The sequence below is a fragment of the Pseudoalteromonas sp. S1610 genome (assembly GCF_005887465.1).
Taxonomy (GTDB): Bacteria; Pseudomonadota; Gammaproteobacteria; order Enterobacterales; family Alteromonadaceae; genus Pseudoalteromonas; species Pseudoalteromonas undina.
The window spans coordinates 112,050-136,204 of the sequence record NZ_PNDI01000013.1 but is presented as its reverse complement, the minus strand read 5'-3'; the positions used below and the strand labels follow the sequence as shown (position 1 = coordinate 136,204).

General features: G+C 41.0%; 24 protein-coding genes. 17 read left to right on the top strand and 7 right to left on the bottom strand.

The features are described 5' to 3' along the window. Positions 1–83 precede the first annotated feature (83 nt). The 3 genes from CWB77_RS07890 to CWB77_RS07880 form a co-directional block, all read right to left on the bottom strand. The gene (locus CWB77_RS07890; protein WP_138622180.1) at positions 84–1,016 is read right to left on the bottom strand and encodes an exopolyphosphatase; all 933 of its coding nucleotides are present in this window, start codon (positions 1,014–1,016) and stop codon (positions 84–86) included. Positions 1,017–1,149: 133 nt separating this feature from the next. Next, on the bottom strand, positions 1,150–2,598 hold the full coding sequence (locus CWB77_RS07885) for a dihydrolipoyl dehydrogenase (protein WP_138622178.1): 1,449 nt from the start codon (positions 2,596–2,598) through the stop codon (positions 1,150–1,152). Positions 2,599–2,652: 54 nt separating this feature from the next. Continuing rightward, entirely contained in the window at positions 2,653–3,381 is a 729-nt protein-coding gene (locus CWB77_RS07880; RefSeq protein ID WP_008466566.1) for a glutathione peroxidase, read from the bottom strand. A 113-nt stretch (positions 3,382–3,494) separates the two neighbouring features. Between CWB77_RS07880 and CWB77_RS07875 the strand changes: the two genes are divergently transcribed. Then, entirely contained in the window at positions 3,495–4,394 is a 900-nt protein-coding gene (locus CWB77_RS07875; RefSeq protein WP_138622176.1) for a LysR substrate-binding domain-containing protein, read from the top strand. Here the strand turns inward: CWB77_RS07875 and CWB77_RS07870 are convergent. Continuing rightward, the gene (locus CWB77_RS07870) at positions 4,391–5,578 is read right to left on the bottom strand and encodes a flagellar assembly protein T N-terminal domain-containing protein (protein WP_138622174.1); all 1,188 of its coding nucleotides are present in this window, start codon (positions 5,576–5,578) and stop codon (positions 4,391–4,393) included. The two genes, CWB77_RS07875 and CWB77_RS07870, sit on opposite strands and share 4 nt — an antisense overlap. 139 nt (positions 5,579–5,717) lie before the next feature. On the opposite strand from CWB77_RS07870, the gene CWB77_RS07865 reads away from it, so the two are divergent. Further along, positions 5,718–6,176 carry an LPP20 family lipoprotein gene (locus CWB77_RS07865; RefSeq protein WP_010387855.1) on the top strand — a complete coding sequence of 153 codons (459 nt, stop codon included), beginning with the start codon at positions 5,718–5,720 and terminating at the stop codon, positions 6,174–6,176. Between the two features lie 88 nt (positions 6,177–6,264). Here the strand turns inward: CWB77_RS07865 and flgN are convergent, their stop codons facing one another. The 3 genes from flgN to flgA all read right to left on the bottom strand — a co-directional run bounded on the left by flgN (position 6,265) and on the right by flgA (position 7,792). After that, on the bottom strand, positions 6,265–6,696 hold the full coding sequence (gene flgN, locus CWB77_RS07860; RefSeq protein WP_033104122.1) for a flagellar export chaperone FlgN: 432 nt from the start codon (positions 6,694–6,696) through the stop codon (positions 6,265–6,267). After that, positions 6,689–7,009, bottom strand: a complete 321-nt coding sequence (gene flgM / locus CWB77_RS07855) for a flagellar biosynthesis anti-sigma factor FlgM (RefSeq protein ID WP_010387860.1) — start codon at positions 7,007–7,009, stop codon at positions 6,689–6,691. The genes flgN and flgM overlap by 8 nt, the downstream gene beginning before the upstream one ends. 75 nt (positions 7,010–7,084) lie before the next feature. Next, the gene (gene flgA / locus CWB77_RS07850) at positions 7,085–7,792 is read right to left on the bottom strand and encodes a flagellar basal body P-ring formation chaperone FlgA (RefSeq protein ID WP_075169689.1); all 708 of its coding nucleotides are present in this window, start codon (positions 7,790–7,792) and stop codon (positions 7,085–7,087) included. 138 nt (positions 7,793–7,930) lie between these two features. Between flgA and CWB77_RS07845 the strand changes: the two genes are divergently transcribed. The 15 genes from CWB77_RS07845 to CWB77_RS07775 all read left to right on the top strand — a co-directional run bounded on the left by CWB77_RS07845 (position 7,931) and on the right by CWB77_RS07775 (position 24,079). Next, complete coding sequence (locus tag CWB77_RS07845) at positions 7,931–8,863, top strand: chemotaxis protein (RefSeq protein WP_010387865.1); 933 nt, start codon at positions 7,931–7,933, stop codon at positions 8,861–8,863. A 20-nt stretch (positions 8,864–8,883) separates the two neighbouring features. Beyond that, positions 8,884–9,714 (top strand): CheR family methyltransferase, encoded by an 831-nt coding sequence (locus CWB77_RS07840; protein WP_054201737.1) that lies wholly within the window; start codon positions 8,884–8,886, stop codon positions 9,712–9,714. Positions 9,715–9,843: 129 nt separating this feature from the next. Then, positions 9,844–10,254: a flagellar basal body rod protein FlgB gene (gene flgB, locus CWB77_RS07835; protein ID WP_010387869.1), complete on the top strand. Its 411-nt coding sequence runs from the start codon at positions 9,844–9,846 to the stop codon at positions 10,252–10,254. Between the two features lie 2 nt (positions 10,255–10,256). Beyond that, positions 10,257–10,688 carry a flagellar basal body rod protein FlgC gene (flgC, locus tag CWB77_RS07830; RefSeq protein ID WP_008113068.1) on the top strand — a complete coding sequence of 144 codons (432 nt, stop codon included), beginning with the start codon at positions 10,257–10,259 and terminating at the stop codon, positions 10,686–10,688. A 13-nt stretch (positions 10,689–10,701) separates the two neighbouring features. Beyond that, positions 10,702–11,379, top strand: a complete 678-nt coding sequence (locus tag CWB77_RS07825; protein ID WP_021033157.1) for a flagellar hook assembly protein FlgD — start codon at positions 10,702–10,704, stop codon at positions 11,377–11,379. 57 nt (positions 11,380–11,436) lie between these two features. Continuing rightward, positions 11,437–12,759 (top strand): flagellar hook protein FlgE, encoded by a 1,323-nt coding sequence (gene flgE, locus CWB77_RS07820; protein WP_010387877.1) that lies wholly within the window; start codon positions 11,437–11,439, stop codon positions 12,757–12,759. Between the two features lie 133 nt (positions 12,760–12,892). Then, positions 12,893–13,636, top strand: a complete 744-nt coding sequence (locus CWB77_RS07815; RefSeq protein ID WP_010387878.1) for a flagellar basal body rod protein FlgF — start codon at positions 12,893–12,895, stop codon at positions 13,634–13,636. 21 nt (positions 13,637–13,657) lie between these two features. Next, positions 13,658–14,446 (top strand): flagellar basal-body rod protein FlgG, encoded by a 789-nt coding sequence (gene flgG / locus CWB77_RS07810; RefSeq protein ID WP_010387879.1) that lies wholly within the window; start codon positions 13,658–13,660, stop codon positions 14,444–14,446. A 14-nt stretch (positions 14,447–14,460) separates the two neighbouring features. After that, positions 14,461–15,144 (top strand): flagellar basal body L-ring protein FlgH, encoded by a 684-nt coding sequence (gene flgH / locus CWB77_RS07805; protein ID WP_054201734.1) that lies wholly within the window; start codon positions 14,461–14,463, stop codon positions 15,142–15,144. A gap of 12 nt (positions 15,145–15,156) precedes the next feature. Further along, positions 15,157–16,251: a flagellar basal body P-ring protein FlgI gene (locus tag CWB77_RS07800; RefSeq protein WP_008113075.1), complete on the top strand. Its 1,095-nt coding sequence runs from the start codon at positions 15,157–15,159 to the stop codon at positions 16,249–16,251. A gap of 138 nt (positions 16,252–16,389) precedes the next feature. Further along, positions 16,390–17,385: a flagellar assembly peptidoglycan hydrolase FlgJ gene (gene flgJ, locus CWB77_RS07795; protein WP_138622172.1), complete on the top strand. Its 996-nt coding sequence runs from the start codon at positions 16,390–16,392 to the stop codon at positions 17,383–17,385. 1 nt (position 17,386) lies between these two features. Continuing rightward, positions 17,387–19,393 carry a flagellar hook-associated protein FlgK gene (gene flgK, locus CWB77_RS07790; protein ID WP_138622170.1) on the top strand — a complete coding sequence of 669 codons (2,007 nt, stop codon included), beginning with the start codon at positions 17,387–17,389 and terminating at the stop codon, positions 19,391–19,393. Positions 19,394–19,395: 2 nt separating this feature from the next. Beyond that, positions 19,396–20,655, top strand: coding sequence for a flagellar hook-associated protein FlgL (flgL, locus tag CWB77_RS07785; protein ID WP_138622168.1), 1,260 nt, complete (start codon positions 19,396–19,398; stop codon positions 20,653–20,655). A 273-nt stretch (positions 20,656–20,928) separates the two neighbouring features. Beyond that, positions 20,929–22,380: a flagellin gene (locus CWB77_RS07780; protein WP_138622166.1), complete on the top strand. Its 1,452-nt coding sequence runs from the start codon at positions 20,929–20,931 to the stop codon at positions 22,378–22,380. 217 nt (positions 22,381–22,597) lie between these two features. Continuing rightward, a complete protein-coding gene (locus tag CWB77_RS07775; protein WP_138622164.1) occupies positions 22,598–24,079 on the top strand; it encodes a flagellin in 1,482 nt (493 codons plus the stop codon). Positions 24,080–24,155: the final 76 nt, after the last annotated feature.

Below are 24,155 nucleotides of genomic sequence, written 5' to 3'. Positions count from 1 at the left end.
CATAATTAATAATTAATAACAGACATATAAATTTATAAATAGTATATTGTAGAACCCCGAACCCCGAACCCCGAGGCTATAACTCAGCCATCACTAGTGATCGTAGCAATCAGCTCGCTCAATACCTGCTCAGCTTTGTCAGTTTCTACTTGGCAAGTACCGGCACTTAAATGGCCGCCGCCACCGTACTTAAGGCATAACTCGCCAACATTAGTATTGGAGCTGCGGTTGGTGATTGATTTACCAATGGCGTACACCACGTTTTGCTTTTTAAGCCCCCACATTTTATGTATTGAGATATTACATTCGGGGAACATGGCGTAAATAACGAAGCGGTTAGTAGCGTAAATGGTTTCTTCTTCGGTTAAATTGAGTACCACTAAGTTGTCGTGTACTGATGAGCAGCGGTCTATTTGCTCTTTAGCTTGTGCGTTGTGCTCGTGGTATAACGCAACACGCTCGGCAACATCTTCCATTGCTAGTATTTGTTCTATGCTGTGATCTTTACAGGCGTCAATTAACTTCATCATTAACTGGTAATTAGAAATTTTGAATTCACGAAAACGGCCAAGTCCTGTGCGCGCATCCATAATAAAGTTCATCAGTACCCAGTCTGTTGGGTTTAAAATTTCGTCTTTTGAAAATTGTGCAGAATCCCCTTTATCGACCGCTTCCATCATGTCAGTTGAAATATTAGGGAATTTCTCTGCACCGCCATAATAGCCGTATACAACGCGTGCTGCAGAGGGCGCATCTGGGTCAATAATGTGGTTTTTAATATCGCTTTCGTTACGAACGGTTTCACTCAAGTGGTGATCAAATGCAATATGACAACCGGCAACATAGGGGAGGTTAGTGGTAATGTCGTTGCTGGTAATGGCTATTTTACCGTCTTGCATGTCTTTTGGATGCACAAATAAAATATCGTCGATTAAATCTAAATCTTTAAGTAATACGGCACACACTAGGCCGTCAAAATCGCTTCGAGTGACAAGTCTATATTTATTATTGCTCATTTTCGGTCCATTTTTGTTTGTTTATTAATCTGAGTGTAGCAGTTTAAACTCCATTTTATATACCAGTTTTTAACATAAAAAAAGCCAAAACAATGGTTTTGGCTTTGAGTTGCAAGTGTGTATTAGTGATGTGTTATGCGCCTGGGCCACATTCCATACAATGGTTAATAATGTCTGGGCCAAATTTTAATTTAGCGTTTAAATCACGTAGTGCAGTGCGTAGGCCTTCTTCAATAACAGGGTGATAAAAAGGCATATCAAGCATTTGTGGTACAGTCATTTTGTTTTGTACAGCCCATGCTAATAAATGAGCAATGTGCTCTGCTTGAGGGCCAATAAATTCAGCACCTAAAAATAAGCCTGTGCCGTGCTCGGCATACACACGCATGTGGCCTTTGTTTTTTAGCATAACGCGGCTACGGCCTTGGTTTTCAAAGCTGACTTCGCCTATTTCAAAGCACTCACAGCTGCCTAATCGTTGGCTAATTTCTTTAAAGCTTTCACCAACCATGGCTATTTGTGGGTCGCTAAACACAGCGGCAATTTTAGCGCGGCGTAAACCCGCACGTACATGAGGGTAGCGGCCTGCGTTTTGCCCTGCGATTGTTCCTTGATCGGATGCTTCGTGAAGCAAAGGGATCATGTTACTAGCATCGCCAGCAATAAATATGTGGGAGTTGCCACATTGCATAGTGTGGGCATCAGCGAGTGGTACGCCACGTTCATCAAGCTCTATGCCGGTGTTTTCTAACCCTAGTTTATCGGTGTTAGGTACTCGCCCGGTTGCAGCCAGAACATAGTCAAACTGCTCGGTGTGTTTAACACCTTGTTTGTCGGTATAGGTTAGCTCTGCTTTATTACCTACTTGTTTCATATCTGAAACGTTTGAGTCGGTATCAACACAAAATTCTTCTGCGAATACAGTATTAGCGTAATCTTTAACTACTGGGTCGGTTAATGGGCCTATGGCACCACCTACACCAAAGAGTTTTACCTTTACCCCTAATCTATGCAACGCTTGGCCAATTTCAAGGCCTATAACGCCTGGGCCAAATACGGCTACTGATTCTGGTAAATCATCCCAGTCGAATACATCGTCATTAATAATCAGTCGGTCGCCAAAGTTATTAAATACGCCAGGGTAAGATGGGCGTGAACCTGTTGCTATTACAAAGCGTTTAGCAGTGATAATGGTGTGCTCATCTATTTGCACGCGGTTGGCGTCTAAAAACTGTGCATAGCCACGAATTTTATCTTCGCTAGGTATTTCATCTACGGCTTCTACTACGAATCCTGCAAAGCGATCGCGCTCACTTTTAACTCGTGCCATAACGGCTTTACCGTCAATAACAGGTTTTGAGCTGTGAACTCCAAAGGCAGGTGCCATTTCTATTGAGTGCGCGGCTTCTGCTGCAGCAATCAATAACTTACTTGGCATGCAACCAACACGTGCGCAGGTTGTACCGTATGGGCCTGATTCAATCATAAGTACGTTTTGAGTAAATTGTTTTGCATTACGGTAGGCACTTAAACCAGCAGTACCTGCACCTATAACAACAACGTCGGTTTGCAGTTCTTTCATAGTGTTTTTCCTTTAATAAACAGGGGCGTTGCAGCCCCTGTCTTATTTACTTAATTAAGCAAAGTATTTTTCTAAATCGTCTGAGCCGCCAATGTGCTTACCGCCAATAAATACTTGTGGTACGGTTTCACGGCCCGATACCGCTTTAAGGCTGGTAAGTGATGCGCCAGCACCCATTACGATTTCTTCAAAAGCAAAGCCTTTAGCTGTAAGTAGCTCTTTTGCTTTTTTACAGAAAGGGCAGCCAGGCTTAGTAAATAGAGTAACCGCCTCTGGTTTTACTTGAGTTGGGTTGATGTAATCAAGCATAGTGTCAGCGTCTGATACTTCAAACGGGTCGCCTGGTAAATCTGGTTCGATGAACATCTTCTCTACTACGCCATCTTTAACCAGCATAGAGTATCTCCAGCTGCGCTTACCAAAACCTAAATCGTTTTTATCAACTAGCATACCCATGCCGTCAGTAAATTCGCCGTTACCATCTGGTAGTAAGGTAATGTTTTGCGCTTCTTGATGTTCAGCCCATGCGTTCATTACAAAGGTATCGTTTACTGATACACAAACAATGTCGTCAACGCCATTTTGTTTAAGTACACCAGCTAACTCGTTGTAGCGTGGTAGGTGAGTTGATGAACACGTTGGTGTAAATGCACCAGGTAGTGAAAACACAACGACTGTTTTGCCTTTAAAAATGTCATCAGTAGTTACTGATTTCCATTCGTCGTTTTGACGCGTTGCAAATGTAACGTTAGGGATTGTTTGACCTTCAATATTGTTTAACATGTTTTTAGTTCCTCTTGATTTGTTGATAGCCATTATGGCGAACAATTAAATATAGTTCCAATCGTTTGTTTGTATTAAACTGATAGGTATAAGCTATCAGGTTGGGTGTGAATATGAACTTAAAAGATTTAGAATATGTAAAAGCCGTTGCACATTTTAAACATTTTCGTAAAGCGGCTGATGCCTGCTTTGTAAGCCAGCCTACCTTAAGTGGGCAAATTAAAAAGCTGGAGCAAGAATTAGGGGTTATCTTATTTGACCGTTCAACTAAGCACGTTACCTTAACAACCCAAGGTGAACGTTTGTTGACACAAATCACCCTTATATTAGAGCAAACTCAAATATTAAAAGAACTGGCTGCTACTTCTAACCAGCCGTTACAGGGCAAACTAAGTATTGGTATTATTCCTACTATTGCCCCGTATTTACTACCTACACTGCTTACATCAATGAAAGCGGCATTTACTCAAAGTCAGTTTTCGTTTATTGAAATGCAAACTTCTACCATTTTAGCTGCGCTAGACAGTGGCGAGGTGGATTTTGCAATTTTAGCGGATGTGCCTGAGCTAAAAAATTACCATACTATTAATGTATATAAAGAAGACTTTTTAGTTGCGGTATCTGCTGATAACGCTTTAGCTGTAAATAAAAAGGTAGCACTGCAAGATCTTCAAGGTAGTAACCTATTAATGTTAAGTGATGGTCATTGCTTTAAAGATCAAGCCCAGCAGTTTTGTTTTTCGGCAGGAGTGGATGTTTCTAGCCAGTATCAAGGTAATAGCTTAGAAACCTTATTAGCGCTGGTGGCGATGGACGATGGGGTTACGTTTGTGCCAAAACTTGCTGCAATCCCCCGAGAGGGAATTCATTATTTGCCTATTTTTCCTAATCAGCAACGTAATATTGTATTGGCCTGTCGAAAGCACTACCCGCATTTATCTGGAGTTGAGCAGTTAGCAGATTGGTTAAGCGCTCACAATAATTTAAAAGTTAAGCTAACCCAAGTACTTTAGGGCGTTGCAACTTCCACAATATCGTTAATTTGTACGCCCGGTAAAGGCTGATCATTAATACTGACGGCAATGGCGCTATGCTGATATAGCTGCTCTACACGAATACGGTTCAAAGTGGTTATAGTATGCGGCATGGTGTTGCCTTGCGCGTCTGTTAAATAATTATGATGAGCAATACTCAGTTGTTGGCCTTTTTCTAAGCCATGTGCCTTTCCTAAGTTAATAACGAGTTTATTATTTTCCATGTGCAAAATTTTGCCTTGGGTGGGTAGGCACGCCATGGCTGCTTGCAAATCGTAACTTAGGGTTTGGTTTATCTCACTAATACTTTGACCAAAAGGTGACTGCCAAAAACGATTACTGTTTACATCAATAATAGCTGTTTTTTCAAATGGCCAGATAGCTTGGCTTTGATAGCTTTGTTGCCACAAGGGCTCATAAGTAGTGCCATTAAATAAACTAAACTCTATTCGGTAGTGACGCTGATAGCTTTCATCTTGCCAAAATGCATAGTCGCTATTGAGTTTATCGCTGGTGGATAAACTGGTAATTTGGCTCAGTAGCACATATTGTGCGTTACTGCGCGATGAAATTTCCTCTAACTGGCTGTTAGAGTAGTCATGTTGTTGATTAAAATAGGTATCGACTTTTATCGCTTTATTGAAATAGGCAACCGGTATAGCACTCATTTTTGATTTTTGCAGTGACGTGTAGATGTTTTTGCTTACTGCTTTATTAATGTCAAATATTTGACCCATTCTAGCGTGTTCGCGATTTGTTAATTGACTTTGCGTCACAGCTATAAATTTATTGAAGTTGCTTTGCGGGCATTGCTCGGTTTGTGCAAAAATATCTAGGCGTAAGGTAATCGCAAATTCATCATTGCTGCGGTTTTCGCTAACGAGCTCTATTTTTTGAATTTCGCCTTGGCTACTTATTTTTAGCTGATCTTGGGTTAAAACACCATCAACAAGTGTTTGCACCGAGCTCACCCGCGCACCAGAGAATACAAGGGCTTGGGTAATCGCATCTTTTATTGCAGCGGCCTTTGCACCGGGAATGTCGCTATTTTGAATAACCGCATGGCCTGTAGACTCATACCACTGAGCGTGGGTAAAAGGTGAAAACGTTAATACAGCAGTGGTGCTTAATCCTGCCAATACTGCTTTTAAAAACGACTTCATACTCTTACTCCAATTAAACGTTAGCGTTAATGAGTCTCAGCAAGTAATGTACCACTATTATTTGTTGTTACAGAATATAGGTATCACTGGCATTAAACGTGCATAACTGAGTTTAATTAGTTTTTAAAGGCCCTGTATGATGCGAGTAATGCCATTAATGATCACATTAGGCTGCTTAACGTTAAGCGGTTGTAGCAATATATTTGATAAGCACGTTGAATATAAATATGTTGAGCCAAATAATTACCCTGTATTAAAAGCAATAGGGTACGCGCCCATTAGTTTGCAGTCGGGAAGTAATGACACTCAAAAACAGCTTATGGCAATTAAAGCCTCCAAGCTAGAAGCATACCGCGAACTAACGGAACAAGTGTACGGGCAAAAAATTACCGCAGGCACAACCGTCGCAGGCTCTGTTGCCCAAGATGATTATTTACAGAGTAAAGTGCAAGGTATTATAAAAGGCGCGCAAATTATAAAAACCTATGCCGTTAATGATATGTATATTACTGAGCTTGAGCTTAATATGAAGCGCGTACACGACTTGTACATCGGTGAGATAAAACCACGGGAAGTGAAAAAAGTCACTTATTACTAAGCGACAAGTTATTACTAACCGACAAATTATTACTCATAAAAAAACGCCTAAACGAATAATCGTTTAGGCGTTTTTTTATGAGTATTCTTTAGGCTTTTAGGTTACGCACAATGCTGTTGTCAGTATTAACTACGCTACCGGCTTGATCGTAGGTCATAGACGAAGGTGCGCCAATTAAAATACCCTTTAATTGCTTTACACTTAACTGCGCCTGGTGCGCTGCATGAGCGTTAACTTCATTTTGTTTTTGACACTGCTCAAGCTTTTCTCGAGTTAGCTTTATTAAGTCAGCGTTTTCATCTGTTTGCTGATCATTACTGGCAATCAGTTTACTGAGTTCTTTATCTAGGGTGCTTATGCTGGTTAAAAAAGACATTTTTTGTTGGGCAATTTCTTTTAAACCTTCGCCTCTTCGTGAGGCAATAGCATCAAGTTCTTGAGTAAGAAGCTCACTCAAGGTTGTTAAACAATTTATTTGTTCGTTTAGTTTAATCGTAATTAAACTATTGTGATCAGCCATAAACATTAAACTCGAAGTCTGCTAAATTTTTGGCAAGTTTCTCACTGTCTATTTGATACTTGCCTTCGGTAATTGCTTTTTTAAGCTCAGCAACTTTGTTGCTGTCAAAACCAGAAGACTGCTCTGCTTTTTCTTGTAAAGATTTTAATTGCTTGGCTTGCGGTGTTAGGCTCACCGAATCGCTTGCAGCTTTAGGCGAAGGCGTTTGCGCAGCCTGCGTATTTGCATTATCTCTTTTTAAATCAACTTTTTGCTGTTGAGTGTTTGTTAAAACACCAGGCTGTTGATTTGATTTGTTTACTTGACCGACCATGATAAAAACCCGTTTATTACCCAACTGATGCCTTTATATCGGCATTTACTAAAGATACTTTAGCATAAATTTACATTAAATATTTACCTGCACAGACTCTACACCATCTACTCGCGCATTTAAAACTTTACCTGTTTTTTTGTTTTCAACTCGTACTTGTTCACCTAAGGTTCCATCCTCTAATGCAACACCCGTGGTTTTTACTCTTAACCCTTTAATATTGGCAAAAATATTGACAGAGTCGCCTTTGCAAACCATACAAATTTGATTGAGTAGTACAGGCATACCTTCACGAATATTACGTTTACTGCGGCTACCAATAAGTTGCGCAGGATCATCAAGATACTGAACACGTATAAAGTGCGCAGGGCGCATATCAATACTTAAATGGGATGGAGTAATCACTTCACCTCGTGCTAAATTGGTAGTAGCAACTACAACAGGTGCTGATTCAGTGATTCTCACATGAACGTATTGTGCCCAGTTGTCACTATCGTTACATTTTATTTGAATGGTGACCTGACGATTAAATGGGGGCTCACTTGGCGTTACTAGCTCTAGCTCAGAGTTACACTGGCGATCGGGTATGCGGGTATCTAGCGGTAACGCGCTAAACTGTATTTTGTTGTCATTTGTAGTTACTGCTTTTTGAGCAACATAAGATACAGCCATTTCCTGTAGTGATTCTTTACTAAATACTTGAGCCTTCAGTGGCAAAGTGAAGCAGAGGCTAGCAAGAAAATAAAAAACACTGTATCTTCTGGTTTTTTTTAACAAACTCATAATGTTTCGACTATGCTTATGGTTGCAAACAGGGTATAAATATTTTGCGTCAGAATTTAGACGCCCCCGTTGTGTTATGACGCTTTATTAATTGAAAGCAATTATCGTTCCTTATATTTGTTTTCTTAGGAGATTTAAATGGCCGGTATTTTAGACTCAGTAAACCAACGTACTCAGTTGGTTGGGCAAAACCGCTTAGAGTTATTGTTATTTAAGCTTAACGGACGTCAGCGCTTTGGCATTAATGTGTTTAAGGTAAGAGAAGTTCTTCAATGCCCGCCATTAACCAGCATGCCAAAATCTAACGCTTACATTCGTGGTGTAGCACATATCCGTGGCCAAACAATCTCGGTAATTGACTTATCAATGGCAGTAGGTGGTCGTCCTATTAAAAGCATAGAAGATGGCTTTATTATTATTGCAGAATATAACCGTACAGTGCAGGGCTTTTTAGTTGGTGGTGTTGAGCGGATTGTTAATATGAACTGGGAAAAAATAATGCCACCGCCATCAGGAGCGGGCCGCTATTCTTATTTAACTGCCGTAACTGAAATTGAAAATGAGCTGGTTGAAATACTCGACGTAGAAAAGATCCTAAACGAAATTTGTCCTGTCAATACTACCGTGAGTGATGATGTTGCCTCGCAAGGTAATATACAAAAAGACTTAGGCGAAAGAATTGTATTTATTGCCGATGATTCGGCCGTGGCACGAAATCAGGTTAAACGAGCGTTAGAACCTTTAGGTGTAACTACTGAACTTGCTAAAAATGGTAAAGAAGCTTTAATAAGACTAAAAGAAATTGCAGAGCTTGATTGTGTTAACGATATTACAGAGCGAGTAGGGTTACTTATTTCAGATGTAGAAATGCCAGAAATGGATGGTTATACACTCACTGCAGAAATTAAAGCAGATCCCAAACTTGCACCATTGCATGTGATTTTACACACATCGTTAAGTGGTGTGTTCAACCAAGCAATGATTGAAAAAGTAGGGGCTGACGATTTTATTGCAAAATTTAATCCAGACGAGCTTGCTACAGCCGTTAATAAGTGGGTTCATTGTGATTAATAAACATAGGTGTTATTGATTTGACTAATAAAGATTTGCAGCAAACAGAATACGATCAATTTCGCTTATTTTTAGAACAACAGTGCGGTATTGTTTTAGGTGAAAATAAGCAGTATTTGGTTAAAAGTCGCTTGGCACCATTAATGTCTCGATTTAATGTTGAATCGTTATCTGAACTGGTTAGCAAAACACTTGGCGTGCATGAGCGTCAATTGCGCGCTGCTGTTGTTGATGCCATGACAACCAACGAAACATTGTGGTTTAGAGATCAATACCCATTTGAGTTGCTCAAAACCAGATTATTCCCTGAATTTAAAGCGTTAAATAGGCCATTAAAAATATGGTCTGCTGCGAGCTCTTCAGGGCAAGAACCTTATTCAATTGCTATGTCGGTTGCTGAGTTTCAATCAAGTAGTCCTGGTGTTTTAAAAATGGGTGCACAAATAGTGGGTACTGACATCTCAAATACCATGCTGGATATGTGTAAACACGCTGAATATGATGCATTGGCACTGGCCCGTGGGCTATCTGCTGAGCGTCGTAAGAAGTTTTTTAAAGATAGCGGCAATGGTATGGCACAAGTGGTTGACTCATTGAAAAAGCAAGTGAGCTTTAGGCATTTAAATTTACTCGACTCGTACGCTTTGATGGGTAAGTTCGATATTATATTTTGCCGTAATGTTTTAATTTATTTTTCACCTGAGGTGAAAGCCAAAATAATTGCACAATTTTCTCAAGCACTTAACCCTAAGGGGTATTTATTTTTAGGTGCGTCGGAATCTATGTCTGGTTTGAGTACCGAATTTGATATGGTGCGTTGTAACCCCGGGATTATTTATCAAAAAAAATAACTACCGTTTACACCCCCCCCCCTCCTAAAAACGGCGCTATAGCGTCGTTTTTTGTTTTTATCGTCACTATTTTCATTGCTGGCTTACTTATTGCTTTATTGGTACTAAGTCAATTTTTTGGAGATAGTTATGGCTATCAGTTTTGATAAAGCATTAGGCGTGCATCCGCATGCGATGTTAATCCGTTCGCAAAGAGCAGAAATGCTCGCTACTAATATCGCAAATGCTGATACGCCCGGCTATAAAGCAAAAGATATCGACTTTGCCTCAGCATTAAAAACGGCAAAGTCTAACCAACTAAGCGGCAATACGATGGTAAGAACCAACGAAAAACACATTGCCGGTGGTACTCGTAGTGTAGGTGGAAATGAACTATTTCGTACGCCAAATCAAACAGATACAGGTGATGGTAACTCTGTTGATATACAAGTGGAACGGAACTTGTATACACAGAATGCTATGGAGTATCAGGCCAGTGTCCAGTTTCTTAATGGTAAATTTAAAGGCCTGAAAAAAGCCCTCGGTAGTCAAGGAGCCTAATTATGAGTTTATATAATGTGTTTGATATTGCAGGTTCGGGTATGAGCGCGCAAAACGTGCGATTAAATACCACCGCAAGTAATATCTCTAATGCCAATACAATTAGCTCTTCACAAAATGAAACGTACCGAGCGCGACAACCTGTATTTGCTGCGGAGCTAACAAAAGCGTCAGCGTCAGCAAGCAACCCACAGGGCTCTGCCGTTGGTGTGAAAGTGTTAGGAGTGGTTGAGAGTGATAAACCACTACAAATTGAATATAACCCAAACCACCCGAGTGCGGATGAAAATGGTTACATTTATAAACCCAACGTGAATGTTGTTGAGGAGATGGCAAATATGATTTCTGCGTCTCGCTCTTATCAGACAAATGTTCAAGTTGCTGATGCAGCTAAGCAAATGTTAAGTAAAACACTGCTGTTAGGTCAGCGGTAACTGAGGGTAGCTCATGAGTAACGATATTAGTACTTCTTCATCCTACATGGACTCTTTACGTTGGCAAGATAAGCAAGTGCCACAAAAAGAGGATAGTGATGCGTTAACCCAAGAAGATTTCTTTTCGTTGTTAACACAGCAGTTGTCATATCAAGATCCCAGCAAACCAGCTGATAACGATCAGATGATTGCACAAATGACAAACTTTACCATGGCTGAAGGAATATCAAATTTAAACTCTAATTTTGAGTCTTTAGCTGCGTCGATGACATCAAATTCGGCATTGCAAGCATCAACACTGGTTGGCAAACAAGCGCTGTTGGAATCGAATACACTTGAGCTTAATGAGTCGGGTGAATCAAGAGGTTCTGTTGTAGCTGAAAAGCCAGTCGATAGTTTAATGATCCGCATTGAAGATGCATCCGGGCAGTTGGTTAAAACTATAGATTTAGGCACTCAGCCCGCAGGAGCCATTCGCTTTGCATGGGATGGTAAAAATGAAGCGGGTGAACGGCTACCACCTGGTGAATACAACATCAAAGCAGAAGGTAGCACAAATGGGGAATTTTCAAGCCTTCCATTAGCTACATTCAAAAATATTGAAAGTGTTAATATTAATGGCTCAAGCGGCATTATTATTAACACAAAAGAAGGTGCGGTTAGGCTGACTGATGTCGCAGAAATCGCGTAATAGATTTTATGTATTTTTTAGCCATCGGGCTAAATACTTTTAGGTTAGAGGTTAATTATGAGCTTCAATATTGCATTAACAGGCCTTGCTGCCGCACAAAAAGATTTAGATGTTACCGCCAATAACATTGCCAACGTAAATACCACGGGCTTTAAAGAGTCTCGCGCTGAATTTGCTGATGTATACGCATCTTCGGTATTTAGCGCAGGTAAAACGAAAAATGGTGATGGTGTGCAAACCACCATGGTTGCCCAGCAGTTTCATCAAGGGTCGCTGCAGTTTACTAATAACTCTCTGGATTTAGCGATCACAGGTGAGGGTTACTTTGCAACAAGTAATGACTTAGGCTCTTTAGATTTTAGTTATACTCGCGCAGGTGCGTTTAAGCTTAATAAAGACAACTTTGTAGTTGATGCTAAAGGAAACTTCTTACAGAGTTTTCCGGTGAATGAGGTTACAGGCAGTACCACTTCGGTTAGTTTAAGTACATCTTCTGCATTGCAAATACCTGATTCATCAGGCTCTCCGCGCTCTACTTCAAACGTTTATACGTCGTTCAATGTTGATTCGCGTGACGATGTTATAGCTGTGCCATTTGATGCAACAGATGGCACTACTTATAACTCTTCGACTTCAACCACAGTTTACGACTCACTAGGTGAGCCGCATGTAATGCAGTTTTATTTTGTTAAAACTGCACCAAACGAATGGCAAGTGCATGGTACATTGGATCAAAAACCATTTGATGCTACCGGTGCCGCAACGGCAACTCCAAGCCCACTTAGTACGTTTGGATTTAACGCAAGCGGTACGCCAGAAACAACCAATGGCGCACCTATTACAGGAAGTACCTTTGATGATGTAAATTTAAATACTGCTAACTTTTCAGGATTATTAACCAACGGTGCACAGTTTAATGACATTGCAATTCAGTGGCGCGACGAGGCAGGTACTGCAGGTAAAATACCTACTCAATATGCAAATCGATTTGAAGTAAAAGCACTAGAGCAAGATGGTGCGACAGTGGGTCGCTTAGCGGGTATTGACATTGGTACTGATGGAAAAGTCGTTGCATCGTACAGTAATGGCGACACTTCATATTTGGGTCAAGTAGCCATGGTTAGATTTGCAAACTCACAAGGTTTACAACAGGTGGGTGATACTTCATGGAAAAAAAGTTTAACCTCAGGTGAGCCTATAGCAGGAGAACCGGGAACAGGAACTTTAGGCAAAGTCAATTCTTCAGCGCTCGAGCAATCAAATACAAACTTAACCACAGAGCTGGTTGATTTGATTAGTGCGCAGCGTAACTTCCAAGCAAACTCTCGTGCGCTTGAAGTGAATTCAACACTTCAACAAAATATCTTACAGATCCGATAATCATATTTTGATTTATAAAGGCTGCTTAATGCAGCCTTTTTTATTCCTCTCTTATAATCTTATTTATGCTTTAATTTAATCTGGCACTTATATTGCATTTACCCGTATATAGATTTCTTAATGAGTCGATGTTATGGATAAAATGGTCTACATAGCGGCATCTGGCGCTAAACAAAGCATGCAAGGGCTTGCTCTTAAAGCCAATAATTTGGCAAATGCGAATACCACTGGGTTTAAATCTGATTTTGCGCAAGCGCGATCAATGCAGGCTTTCGGTGAAGGTTTGCCGACTCGTGTTTTTGCTATGCAAGAGCGCCCAGGATCTAACATGACATCGGGCGGTATTGTGGAAACAGGTCGCAGCCTTGATATCGCTATGAGCGATAACGCCTGGCTGAGTGTTCAGGATGCCTCTGGTAATGAAGCCTATACAAAAGTGGGCTCGTTAAATATCACTGCTGAAGGTATGTTGACTACCAGCGACGGTCGTCAAGTTATTGGCGAAGGTGGGCCTGTCATATTACCTGTACCGATTGAAAAAATTGAATTTAGCAAAGATGGCACTATTCAAGTACGCCCTCAAGGTGCACCGGCTAACTTTTTAGAAGAAGTTGATCGGCTAAAAGTGGTTGATGCAAACAACGCCACGCTCGAGAAGGGTAACGATGGCTTATTTAGAGCTAAACCAGGCCAAATAGTTGAAACATCAGCCAATGTACAAGTATTAGGTGGCACATTAGAAAAGTCGAATGTAAACCCTGTGCATGAAATGGTCGATATGATCAGTCACCAACGCCAATTTGAATTACAAGTAAAACTGATGAAAACAGCTGAAGAGATTGACGAACGTCAAGAACAGCTGATGCGCATCGTTTAACTTTAACGTGAGGATATTATTATGAATCCAGCATTATGGATAAGTAAAACAGGGCTTGACGCTCAACAAACTGATATATCGGTTATATCAAATAACTTAGCGAATGCCAGTACAGTGGGTTACAAAAAAAGCCGCGCTATTTTTGAAGACTTGCTTTACCAAAATATTAATCAACCAGGCGGTCGCTCATCGCAAGACACCGAAATGCCGTCAGGCTTAATGCTTGGCGCGGGTACTAAGGTGGTGGCTAACCAAAAAAACTTTTCGCAAGGTAATATGCTCACCACTGAAAATTCATTAGATTGGATGATTTCAGGTCCTGGCTTTTTTGAAGTATTACAGCCAGATGGCAATATTGCTTATTCGCGTAATGGCCAGTTTACTACCGACGGCGACGGGCGTGTTGTAACCTCGGGCGCTGGTTATGTTGTTCAGCCTGAAATGAATGTACCTGACGATGCACAGTCGATCACCGTATCTCAAGATGGTGAAGTGTCAGTTCGCGTTAAAGGTCAGGCCGAAAACGTGGTTATTGGTCAAATCACGATTAGTGATTTTATTAATCCGTCGGGCCTTGAGCCTATAGGGCAAAACTTATATACCGAAACCGCGGTAAGCGGTGCGCCTGTTCAAGGTAACCCGGGTGTTGAAGGTTTAGGCACGATTATTCAAGGTTCACTGGAAACATCAAATGTAAATGTGACCGAAGAATTAGTTAATTTGATTGAAACGCAGCGCGTTTATGAGATGAACTCAAAAGTGATCTCAGCCGTTGATGAAATGATGAGTTATATCAATCAACAGTTATAGTTTTGGGGGGTTGTATGCGTAATGTTATGTTATTTACAGTAGGGACTTTACTATTAAGTGGTTGTGTAGCTACACAAAATAATGAGGTAGTACAAGACGATCCCTATTATGCACCTATGTATCCAGAGCCTAATATGGAGCCAGTAGTCGCAACCGGCTCTTTGTTCAGCACACAATTATCGAATGACCTATATGCCGATAAAAAAGCACTGCGAACAGGCGATATCATTACTGTTAAATTACAAGAGTCGACCCAAGCGACTAAAGCAGCTAAAACTGAAACAGATAAAGAAACCGATGCCAGCCTCGACCCTGTTATTGGCTTAGGTGGTTTGCCGGTAAATATTGGTGGCGATAGTATTCAATTTGGTATTGGTAGTGACTCCTCATTTAAAGGTGACTCAAAATCAAATCAATCAAACAGCTTAGTTGGCGATATTTCGGTTAACGTGATGCGAGTACTACCAAATGGTAATTTAGTAATTCGCGGTGAAAAATGGCTAACGTTAAACACCGGTGAAGAATTTATTCGCCTAGAAGGGTTAGTGCGTCCGCAAGATGTCAATGCCGATAATACTGTTGAGTCTAATCGAATTGCGAATGCACGTATTCAGTATTCAGGTAAGGGTCAAACTCAAGAGGCACAAAGCCCGGGTTGGTTAACGCGTTTCTTTAGTAGCTCATTGTTTCCCTTTTAGAGGACATTCGACATGAATGGTTTTAAAGTTTTTTGTTTTATGGTGCTACTAGGCTGGCAATTTACTGCCAGTGCTGAGCGAATTAAAGATGTATCTATGGTCGAAGGGGTGCGCTCAAACCAATTAGTCGGGTATGGATTGGTAGTGGGTTTACCGGGAACTGGTGAGCAAAGCCGTTTTACCGAGCAAAGCTTTAAAGGCATGCTCAATAGTTTTGGTATTACGTTACCAGCTAGTTTAAAGCCAAAAATTAAAAATGTTGCAGCGGTTGCTGTTCATGCTGAACTCCCGCCATTTAGAAAGCCAGGGCAGACTATTGATATAACCGTATCATCGATTGGCAGTGCAGGCAGCTTGCGCGGTGGCACATTATTACAAACATTCTTAAAAGGGGTTGATGGTAATGTTTACGCCATCGCTCAAGGCAGTTTAATTGTAGGTGGCCTAGGTGCTGAGGGGCTTGATGGCAGTCGCGTTGTGATTAATACGCCAACGGTAGGACGCGTGCCAAATGGTGCAACCGTTGAGCGTGCTGTTAAAAGCCCATTTATGCAAAATGACTATATTACTTTTAATTTAAACCGCCCTGATTTTACTACTGCTAAACGTTTAGAGAAAACTATTAATGATTTAATTGGTCCAAATAGCGCTCAAGCACTCGATGCAGCCTCTATTCGCGTTATTGCCCCACGTGATGCCTCGCAGCGCGTATCGTACTTATCAACTCTTGAAAACTTAGAGTTTAAACCAGCGGATACTTCGGCAAAAATAATTGTTAACTCACGTACTGGCACCATTGTTATAGGTAAAAATGTAAAATTACAACCTGCGGCAATTACCCACGGTGGTTTAACAGTAACGATTGCGGAACAACAAAATGTAGCGCAGCCAAATCCTTTAGCAGAGGGTGAAACCGTGGTTACTCAGCAAAGTATTATTGATGTTAATCAAGATGATTCACGCGCTTTTGTATTTGACCCTGGTGTAAGTCTTGATGACTTAGTACGTGCAATTAATGAAGTAGGAGCTGCCCCGGGTGATTTAATGGCTATTCTTGAAGCGCTCAAAGAAGCCGGTGCAATTAATGGTCAACTTGTTGTAATTTAATCTTTTTAAAAAACACCGTTTAAAATTTTATTGCGGTGTTTTTTACTTTTTATTCCTTCTTACTCCTACCCTTGAAAGTCTCGCTGGCTCAATTATTGCATTGCTTTAGGTATTATTAATTATTGTGTCAAAAAGCTGATGGAAACAAATCATCTAGATAAACAAAACTTTTTTGATTTAGGCAACTTAGACTCTTTGCGTCGAGATGCTCTAAACAGCGGTGATGCATCAACCGATGCATCTAAAGCGGCGTTAAAAAAAGCAGCGGCACAATTTGAAGCTATTTTCACCCAAATGCTGCTTAAAAGTATGCGCAAAGCCAATGAAGCTTTCGAAGATAAAGAAAGCCCGTTTAATGCTAGTGGCGTGAAGTTTTTTGAAGAAATGCACGACCAACAGATGGCTACCGAGCTTTCATCAAATGGCTCTTTAGGTCTTGCAGATTTAATTGTGCAGCAATTATCGCCAGATGGAAAAAACTTTATGCCAGGCTCTGTTCTTCGCACAACGTCAGATTTCTTTAGTGACCAACGTGCGGGTGGCACCTTACCTCATCAAGAAAACCAAAAGGTCACTGAAAAAGTACCGCTCGTTGATTCAACTGAAAAAAGCAAACAAAACATAGCGTCTGACACATTTGAAAATGCTGAGGAATTTGTAAGCACCGTGTGGGAACACGCAAAAACAGCGGCTAAAAAAATTGGTTTAAATCCGGCGGTTATGGTCGCACAAGCAGCATTAGAAACTGGCTGGGGTAAACATATTATTAGTAAAGGTGATGGTAATAGCTCAAACAATTTATTCAATATTAAGTCAGATAAAAGTTGGCAGGGTGAAAAGGCCAGTAAAGTCACTTTAGAGTTTGAGCAAGGTGCTGCAGTTAAAAAGCAAGCAAGCTTTAGAGCGTATGATTCGATAAAAGATAGCGTGAATGATTTTGTGGATTTTTTAACACAGAACCCGCGCTATCAAGATGCATTAAACAATACGGCAAAGCCGCATAAATTTTTAGACTCTTTACAGCAAGCTGGTTATGCAACCGATCCTAACTATGCAGACAAAATAAAAAGAGTGCTGAACAGTAACGAATTGAAGAATATCGCCACAAGCGTGATCCGCCAGGGAGTAGAGTAACATGTCGTTTAATTTATTAAATATTGCTAATTCAGGAATAAGAGCAAACTCTGAGTTATTGCAAACGACAAGTAAAAACATTGCAAATGTTAATACCGAAGGGTATGTACGTGAGCGCACCGAATTTACCACCATGATTGATAATCAGGTAGGCCGTGGTCAAACGTATCGTTTATTGAATGAGTTTGCGCAAAAGCAATTAAACCGAGATACTTCAAATAAAAGTTTTTTTGATCAATTTGTTAGTGAAGCGAGTCGGGTTGATCAAATTTTTTCAGAAAAATCAAACAGCTTATCAACTAGTATCAACTCAATGTTTAATAACGTGCAAGAAGCTCTTAATCAACCTTCATCAACAGTTGCTCGTTCGTTGGTGATGAGTGATGCGCAAAACCTGATTGATCAAATGGACAGGCTTGCAGGTATTGTTTCAGAGCAAAAAGCGGTGGTTAATGAGCAATTAGAGATTTTTTCAGAAGAGGCGAATACGTTAATCGAAAGTATTAGTTCGTTAAATCAAGAAATTGCGGGTGTTCATGGTACTAAAAACGAAGCCGATGCGAGCTCAGCTTACAATGAGCGTGATAAAGCAATACGTGATTTATCTGAGCTGATTGATATAGAAACACTTGATGGCCCTAATGGTGAAAAACAAGTGTTTATGGGTACAGGTGAAGCGGTTGTTATGCAAAATGGGTCATTTAACTTATTTTCGATTAGTGGCGATCCTGATGCTAACTTTAAAGAGCTACGTTTAGATGTAAATGGCGGTAAGGCTGTGCCATTAGATATAGACCCTACTAAACTCAAAGGTAAAATTGGCGGTTTATTGGCATTTAGAGACGATATTTTGGTGCCTGCACAAAATCAAATAGGCCAGATGGGTATTGCGCTTGCTGATTCGTTTAATCAGCAAAACCGTCTAGGTATGGATGCAAACGGTGAGCTCGGAGGGGATATTTTTGATATCCCAACGGTCAGTGCTTTTGTTTATCAAGCAAACACCGGAACAGCTAATATGTCAGCAACCGTTGAGGCAGGTAAAGGCAGTGAACTGCCAGCCAGTGACTTTGTGATTACATATACAGGTAATCCTAACGAAGTAAGTATTCAGCCAATTGATAATAAAGGTGAACCTTTAGGCACAGCCTCTTTAGCAACTATCCCACCCAGTGGCATTATCGATTCAGCAGCTATCACCAGCGGGGAGTCGTTTGGTTTAGAGCTAAACGTAACCGGAGCCGGTAATGTCGGTGACCAATTTCAGGTAAAACTTAATAGTGGCGCGGCAGGTAATATATCGCTGACAACAGGTCGGGGCGAAGACATTGCATTGGCCTCTCCAATTAGAACAGCAGACGGCCTTGATAATACAGGCACAGGCAGTATTTCACCGGGTAATGTGAGCGATGTAACTACTGGCAGTTTTAGTAATCCTTTGGATTTAGCAAATGGCCCTATAAGCATTGTTAAAACAGCCAATGCTAACGAATATCAACTTACTGATGGTAATGGCACAACTACGTTTACGGTTACACCGCCTGCTAACAATATACTCGCTCAAGCCGGGCCACCATACGATGGTTATGGCTTTGATTTTAATATTGAAGGCGTACCAGCAACGGGCGATACCTTTAATTTAGAATTTAATGAAGGCGGTTTTGATGATAACCGCAATGGTCAAAAACTTGCTGACTTACAAAACACCGATTTAGTACGTCAAAATGTAGTGGCGAGCGCCTCAGCTGATAATCATAAAACGTTGAATCAAGCCTATGCTGGGTTAGTAACCGATGTTGGTGTAGTAACCAGTCAAGCAAAAACCAACGGGGCTGCATTCGACGCTTTAGCACAACAATCAGAAGCCTGGTACGAATCGTTGTCGGGCGTAAACTTAGATGAAGAGGCGGCTAATTTGCTGCGTTTCCAGCAATCTTATGCTGCATCAGCTCAAGTATTAACTGCAGCGAGAGCTATTTTTGACACCTTATTGAGTGCGGCGAGGTAATTATGCGTTTATCAAATAATTTAATGTATCAAAGTCAAATTAATAAAATTTTAGATAATCAACAGGGCGTTGCAGGCGCTTTAGAGCGAGCAAACACAGGTCAAAAGTATTTGAGTACCTCTGAAAACCCAGCTGCTATATCGCAAGGGATGTTGTACACCAATAAAATAGAAACCAATGAGCAGTTAACTAAAAATATAAAGCAGCTAAATGGTCGCTTATCAACCGAAGAAAGCATACTTAAAGGTATGAACGACACTATTTTAGAGGCGCAAATGCTAACCATACGAGCGGGCAATGGTTCGTTAGGTCAAAGTGATTTGGCTTCAGTTGCCAGTGAACTAAAAGAATTGCAAAAATCGCTGCTTAACTTAATGAATAGTCAATCAGAAGGGGGGAAATACCTATTCTCTGGCTATCAAGACGATATTCAAACCTATACATTTAACAGCACTAATGGCAAATACGAATACCAAGGCGATCAAGGCCAGCATGAAGTGACGATCGCAAAAGGGGTTGAGATCAAGTCAAGTGATAATGGTTTTAATGTATTTGAACGCGTAGATGCACGTCTTGATGTCGTGTCGAATGATGGAGCGCCATCAGGCGGCATTACCGCAGGGACTGTTTATGTTGAAAACCAAGGCGAGTTTGATCGCTTTCATAAAGATAATTATAACTCAGACCCAAATCCGCTTATTTCTCCAACGATCAATACCTATAACGTTAATGTTATCCCTGGTGCAACGCCTTCAGCGCCTGATCAATATGAAATATTACGCGATGGTAATCCTCTAGTACCACCTGTTACTGGTGAAGTAACCGATGAGCCGATTGAATTTGCCGGTATGGAAATTCAACTTGAAGGTGTAGCCCCCGGCCAACTTGATTTTACCCTTGAAAAGCCAGGTAAAGAAAATGTACTTAATACGCTGGAAGATCTGATCACTAGTCTAAATAACAAACAACTTGATGGAGCGCAAATTAACCAAGCGTTATCGGATGGGTTAATTCAGCTTAAAAATGCCAGTGAGCAAATTGTGTTTACTCAGGCTGGTCTTGGTGGGCGTATGAACGTGGTGGAGCGTGTGACCGATTCAAACAGTGCTTTAGATATTAATAATCAAGACAACAGAGCGAGCTTAATTGAAATTGATCCTGCTGCAGCCATTAGTGAACTCGCTAAACAGGAGGCAGGTTTAGACAGATCGATGGCGACTTTTGGTCGCTTGGCTAAACTTTCATTATTCGATTATTTATAAATACCATCCAAGGCAGGTTATTACTTTAACAAAAATAGGTAATAACTTGCCTTAACAAGGCGGCAAAAAACTGTCACCCCTTTTTTCTCTTCTGTCAAAAAAACGCTAGCCCTCAATTTAAAGCCGCAATAAAACCGATTTAGTTGTTATAAAACAGGGGTTTAACTTTTTTTTGTTAGTTGGCACAACTAATGCATTTAGCTAGTCATAGAAAGTGTGGTTTTTGCTTAAATATTTTGAACCACATTCTGATTGAAACTAGGAGATGGTAAAATGGCTTTAAGCGTAAATACAAATGTTGCATCACTTAATGGGCAACGCAATCTATCTAAATCTAGCATGGCACTTGAAACCTCAATGCAGAGACTATCATCTGGTTTGCGTATTAATAGCGCAAAAGACGATGCTGCAGGTTTACAAATTGCCAACCGACTAACGTCTCAGGTAAATGGTCTAACAGTAGCTCAGCGTAATGCCAATGATGGTATTTCTATGGCGCAAACTGCTGAAGGTGCGATGCAAGAGTCTGCAAACATTCTGCAACGTATGCGTGACTTATCACTGCAATCAGCGAATGGTTCGAACAGTGCAGTTGACCGTGCATCCCTACAAAAAGAAGTCGCAGCCCTGCAACAAGAGCTTACTCGTATCGCAGACACCACCAAATTTGGTGGGACCAGCTTACTTGACGGTACATTTGGTACTAAACAGTTTCAGGTAGGTGCAAATGCGAATGAAACCATTAATGTAAGCTTACGTAATGTTGCTGCCAATGCTATTGGTGCATATGAAGTAAAAGGAAACAGTACTTTACTGGGTGCTGTTGCAACACAAACAGCGCCACTTGCTACGGCAACTGGCGCTGTGGCTACTGCAGGGTTAAATATAAATGGTGTTGCAATCCCTGATGCAGGTGTTACGGGTAAAGGCGCTGCTGAAATAGCGGATACCATAAATAAAGAAGCAACAGGGGTTACTGCCACTGCAAAATTAGATGTTACAATTGCAGGGCTAACATCAGCAGATAACAGCGACTTAACTCTTCGTAAAGCGGGTGCTGCGGTTGATACTTATAAATTATCAGAATTTGGTGGCGGTCTTGACCGACTTGCTGAAAAACTGCAAGCCGATGGTTATGATGCAATTGTCGATAATGGTTCGTTAATACTAAGAGCTGAAGGTGTTGACGGTATTCAAATGACAGGTACAGCCGGCACAGCTACCATCGCAAATAACGCTACAGGTGGCGCGCCAGTTGCTGGTGGTGCTACTAATAACGATATTAGTGTTTCATCATCACTTACTTTATCTTCGTCAGAGAAAATTGGTATATCTGGTACTGACGTAGATGATATTCTAGGCGGGGCAAATATTTCAGCTACCGGTGGTTCAGGTGAATTAACATCTGTTGAAAGTGTTGATATATCAGGTACGACTAGTGCAGGTGCACAGTCTGCCATTAACACCATAGATGCGGCGCTTGCGCAAATTGATGCTCAGCGTGCCGATTTAGGTGCGGTGCAAAACCGTTTTGGCTTTACCATTGCTAACCTTGCAAACGTATCTGAAAACGTCTCAGCTTCGCGTAGTCGTATTCAAGATACCGATTACGCGCTTGAAACTGCAACGCTAACTAAAAACCAAATTATGCAACAAGCAGGTACCACCATTTTGTCTCAGGCAAACCAGTTACCTCAGGCTGCATTAAGTCTTTTAGGTGGCTAATACCCGCTAACTATAAAAGAGCCAAGCGATATAGCTTGGCTTTTTTGTTTGTATTTCAATCAACTAAAAGTTTTTATTATTTTTTTTAAAAAAAAGCTAAAGGTAATTTTATAACGGCCGTTAACTTAATTAGAACGGAGCTTGAACAGATTTTTATTGTGATGGCTCTTGGTTAAAATCAATTAGTTACATTACGAAAGTAATCAGGAGTTATAACATGGCTTTATCAGTAAATACTAACGTTGCATCACTAAATGCACAAAGAAACTTATCAAAATCTAGCGATGCGTTAGGTACATCAATGCAACGCCTTTCATCTGGTATGAAAATCAACAGCGCGAAAGATGATGCGGCAGGCCTACAAATTGCTAACCGCCTTTCTTCACAAATTAATGGTTTAGGTGTTGCTCAGCGTAACGCTAACGATGGTATCTCAATGTCGCAAACTGCTGAGGGTGCGATGCAAGAGTCATCAAACATCTTACAACGTATGCGTGACCTAGCGCTGCAATCAGCAAATGGTTCAAACGATGCTAACGCTCGTGCAGCACTACAAAAAGAAGTTGGCGCATTACAGCAAGAGCTTACTCGTATCGCTGAAACGACTAAATTTGGTGGTACAAGCTTACTAGATGGTTCATTCGGCACCAAACAGTTCCAAGTAGGTTCTAACGCTAACGAAACAATCAACGTAAGTCTGCGTGATGTTTCTGCTGATGCAATCGGCGCAAACAAAATTGAAGGTGCAGGTAGTGTGTTAGGTATCGCTACTGCTACAGCAGCGTTAGCCACAGCAACTACTGCAGATCCTGATTTAGTTATAAATGGTAAAGCTACAGCGGTTGGTGCTGCTGATGGCGCTTCAACAATTGCAAAAACTATCAATGATGCAGCTGCAGGTGTTACTGCTACAGCAAAATTAGATGTAACAATTACTGCACTAGGTGCAGGCGATGATGGTATCTTAGAAATTGGTAACACCGCAACAGGCGCTTCAGGTGTGGTTGATGGTGCTGATGATGGTGTAGGTGCTGATTCTTACGATTTAGCTAACTACGGTGGTGATATTGACCGCTTAGCAGCTGACTTGCAGGCTGATGGTTACGATGCAGTTGTAAATGACGGTAAGCTAACGCTTAAAACTGAAGGTGTAGATGGTATTCAGATTACAGGCTCTACCACTGCTAATGCAACCGTAAGCTTAGAAAATAACTTAACTGCTGGTGCTCAGCTTGCAAGTGCAAATGCTGCAATGAGCGTTACATCTTCGTTAAGCCTAAGCTCACCTGATAAAATCGGTGTATCAGGTACTACTGCAAACGAAATTTTAGGTACTGGCTCTGCAGCTATCGGAGCAACAGGTGGTACAAGTAAATTAGTTTCAGTGGAAACTGTTGACATTTCAGGTACGACCAGTGCTGGTGCACAAAATGCAATCGAAACAATTGATGCGGCACTGGCGCAAATTGATGCACAACGAGCAGACTTAGGTGCGGTGCAAAACCGTTTTGGCTTCACTATTGCGAATCTTGCAAACGTATCAGAAAACGTGTCGGCTTCTAAAAGTCGTATCGAAGATACAGATTATGCTGCAGAAACAGCTAAACTAACTAAGAACCAGATTATGCAACAGGCTGGTACAACAATCTTAGCTCAGTCTAACCAGTTACCACAGGCAGCACTTAGCTTATTAGGTTAATTTAACAATAAGCTCTATACTTAACTACTAAGGAAGGGGCAACCCTTCCTTTCTTGTATAGGTATAAAGCTTTATA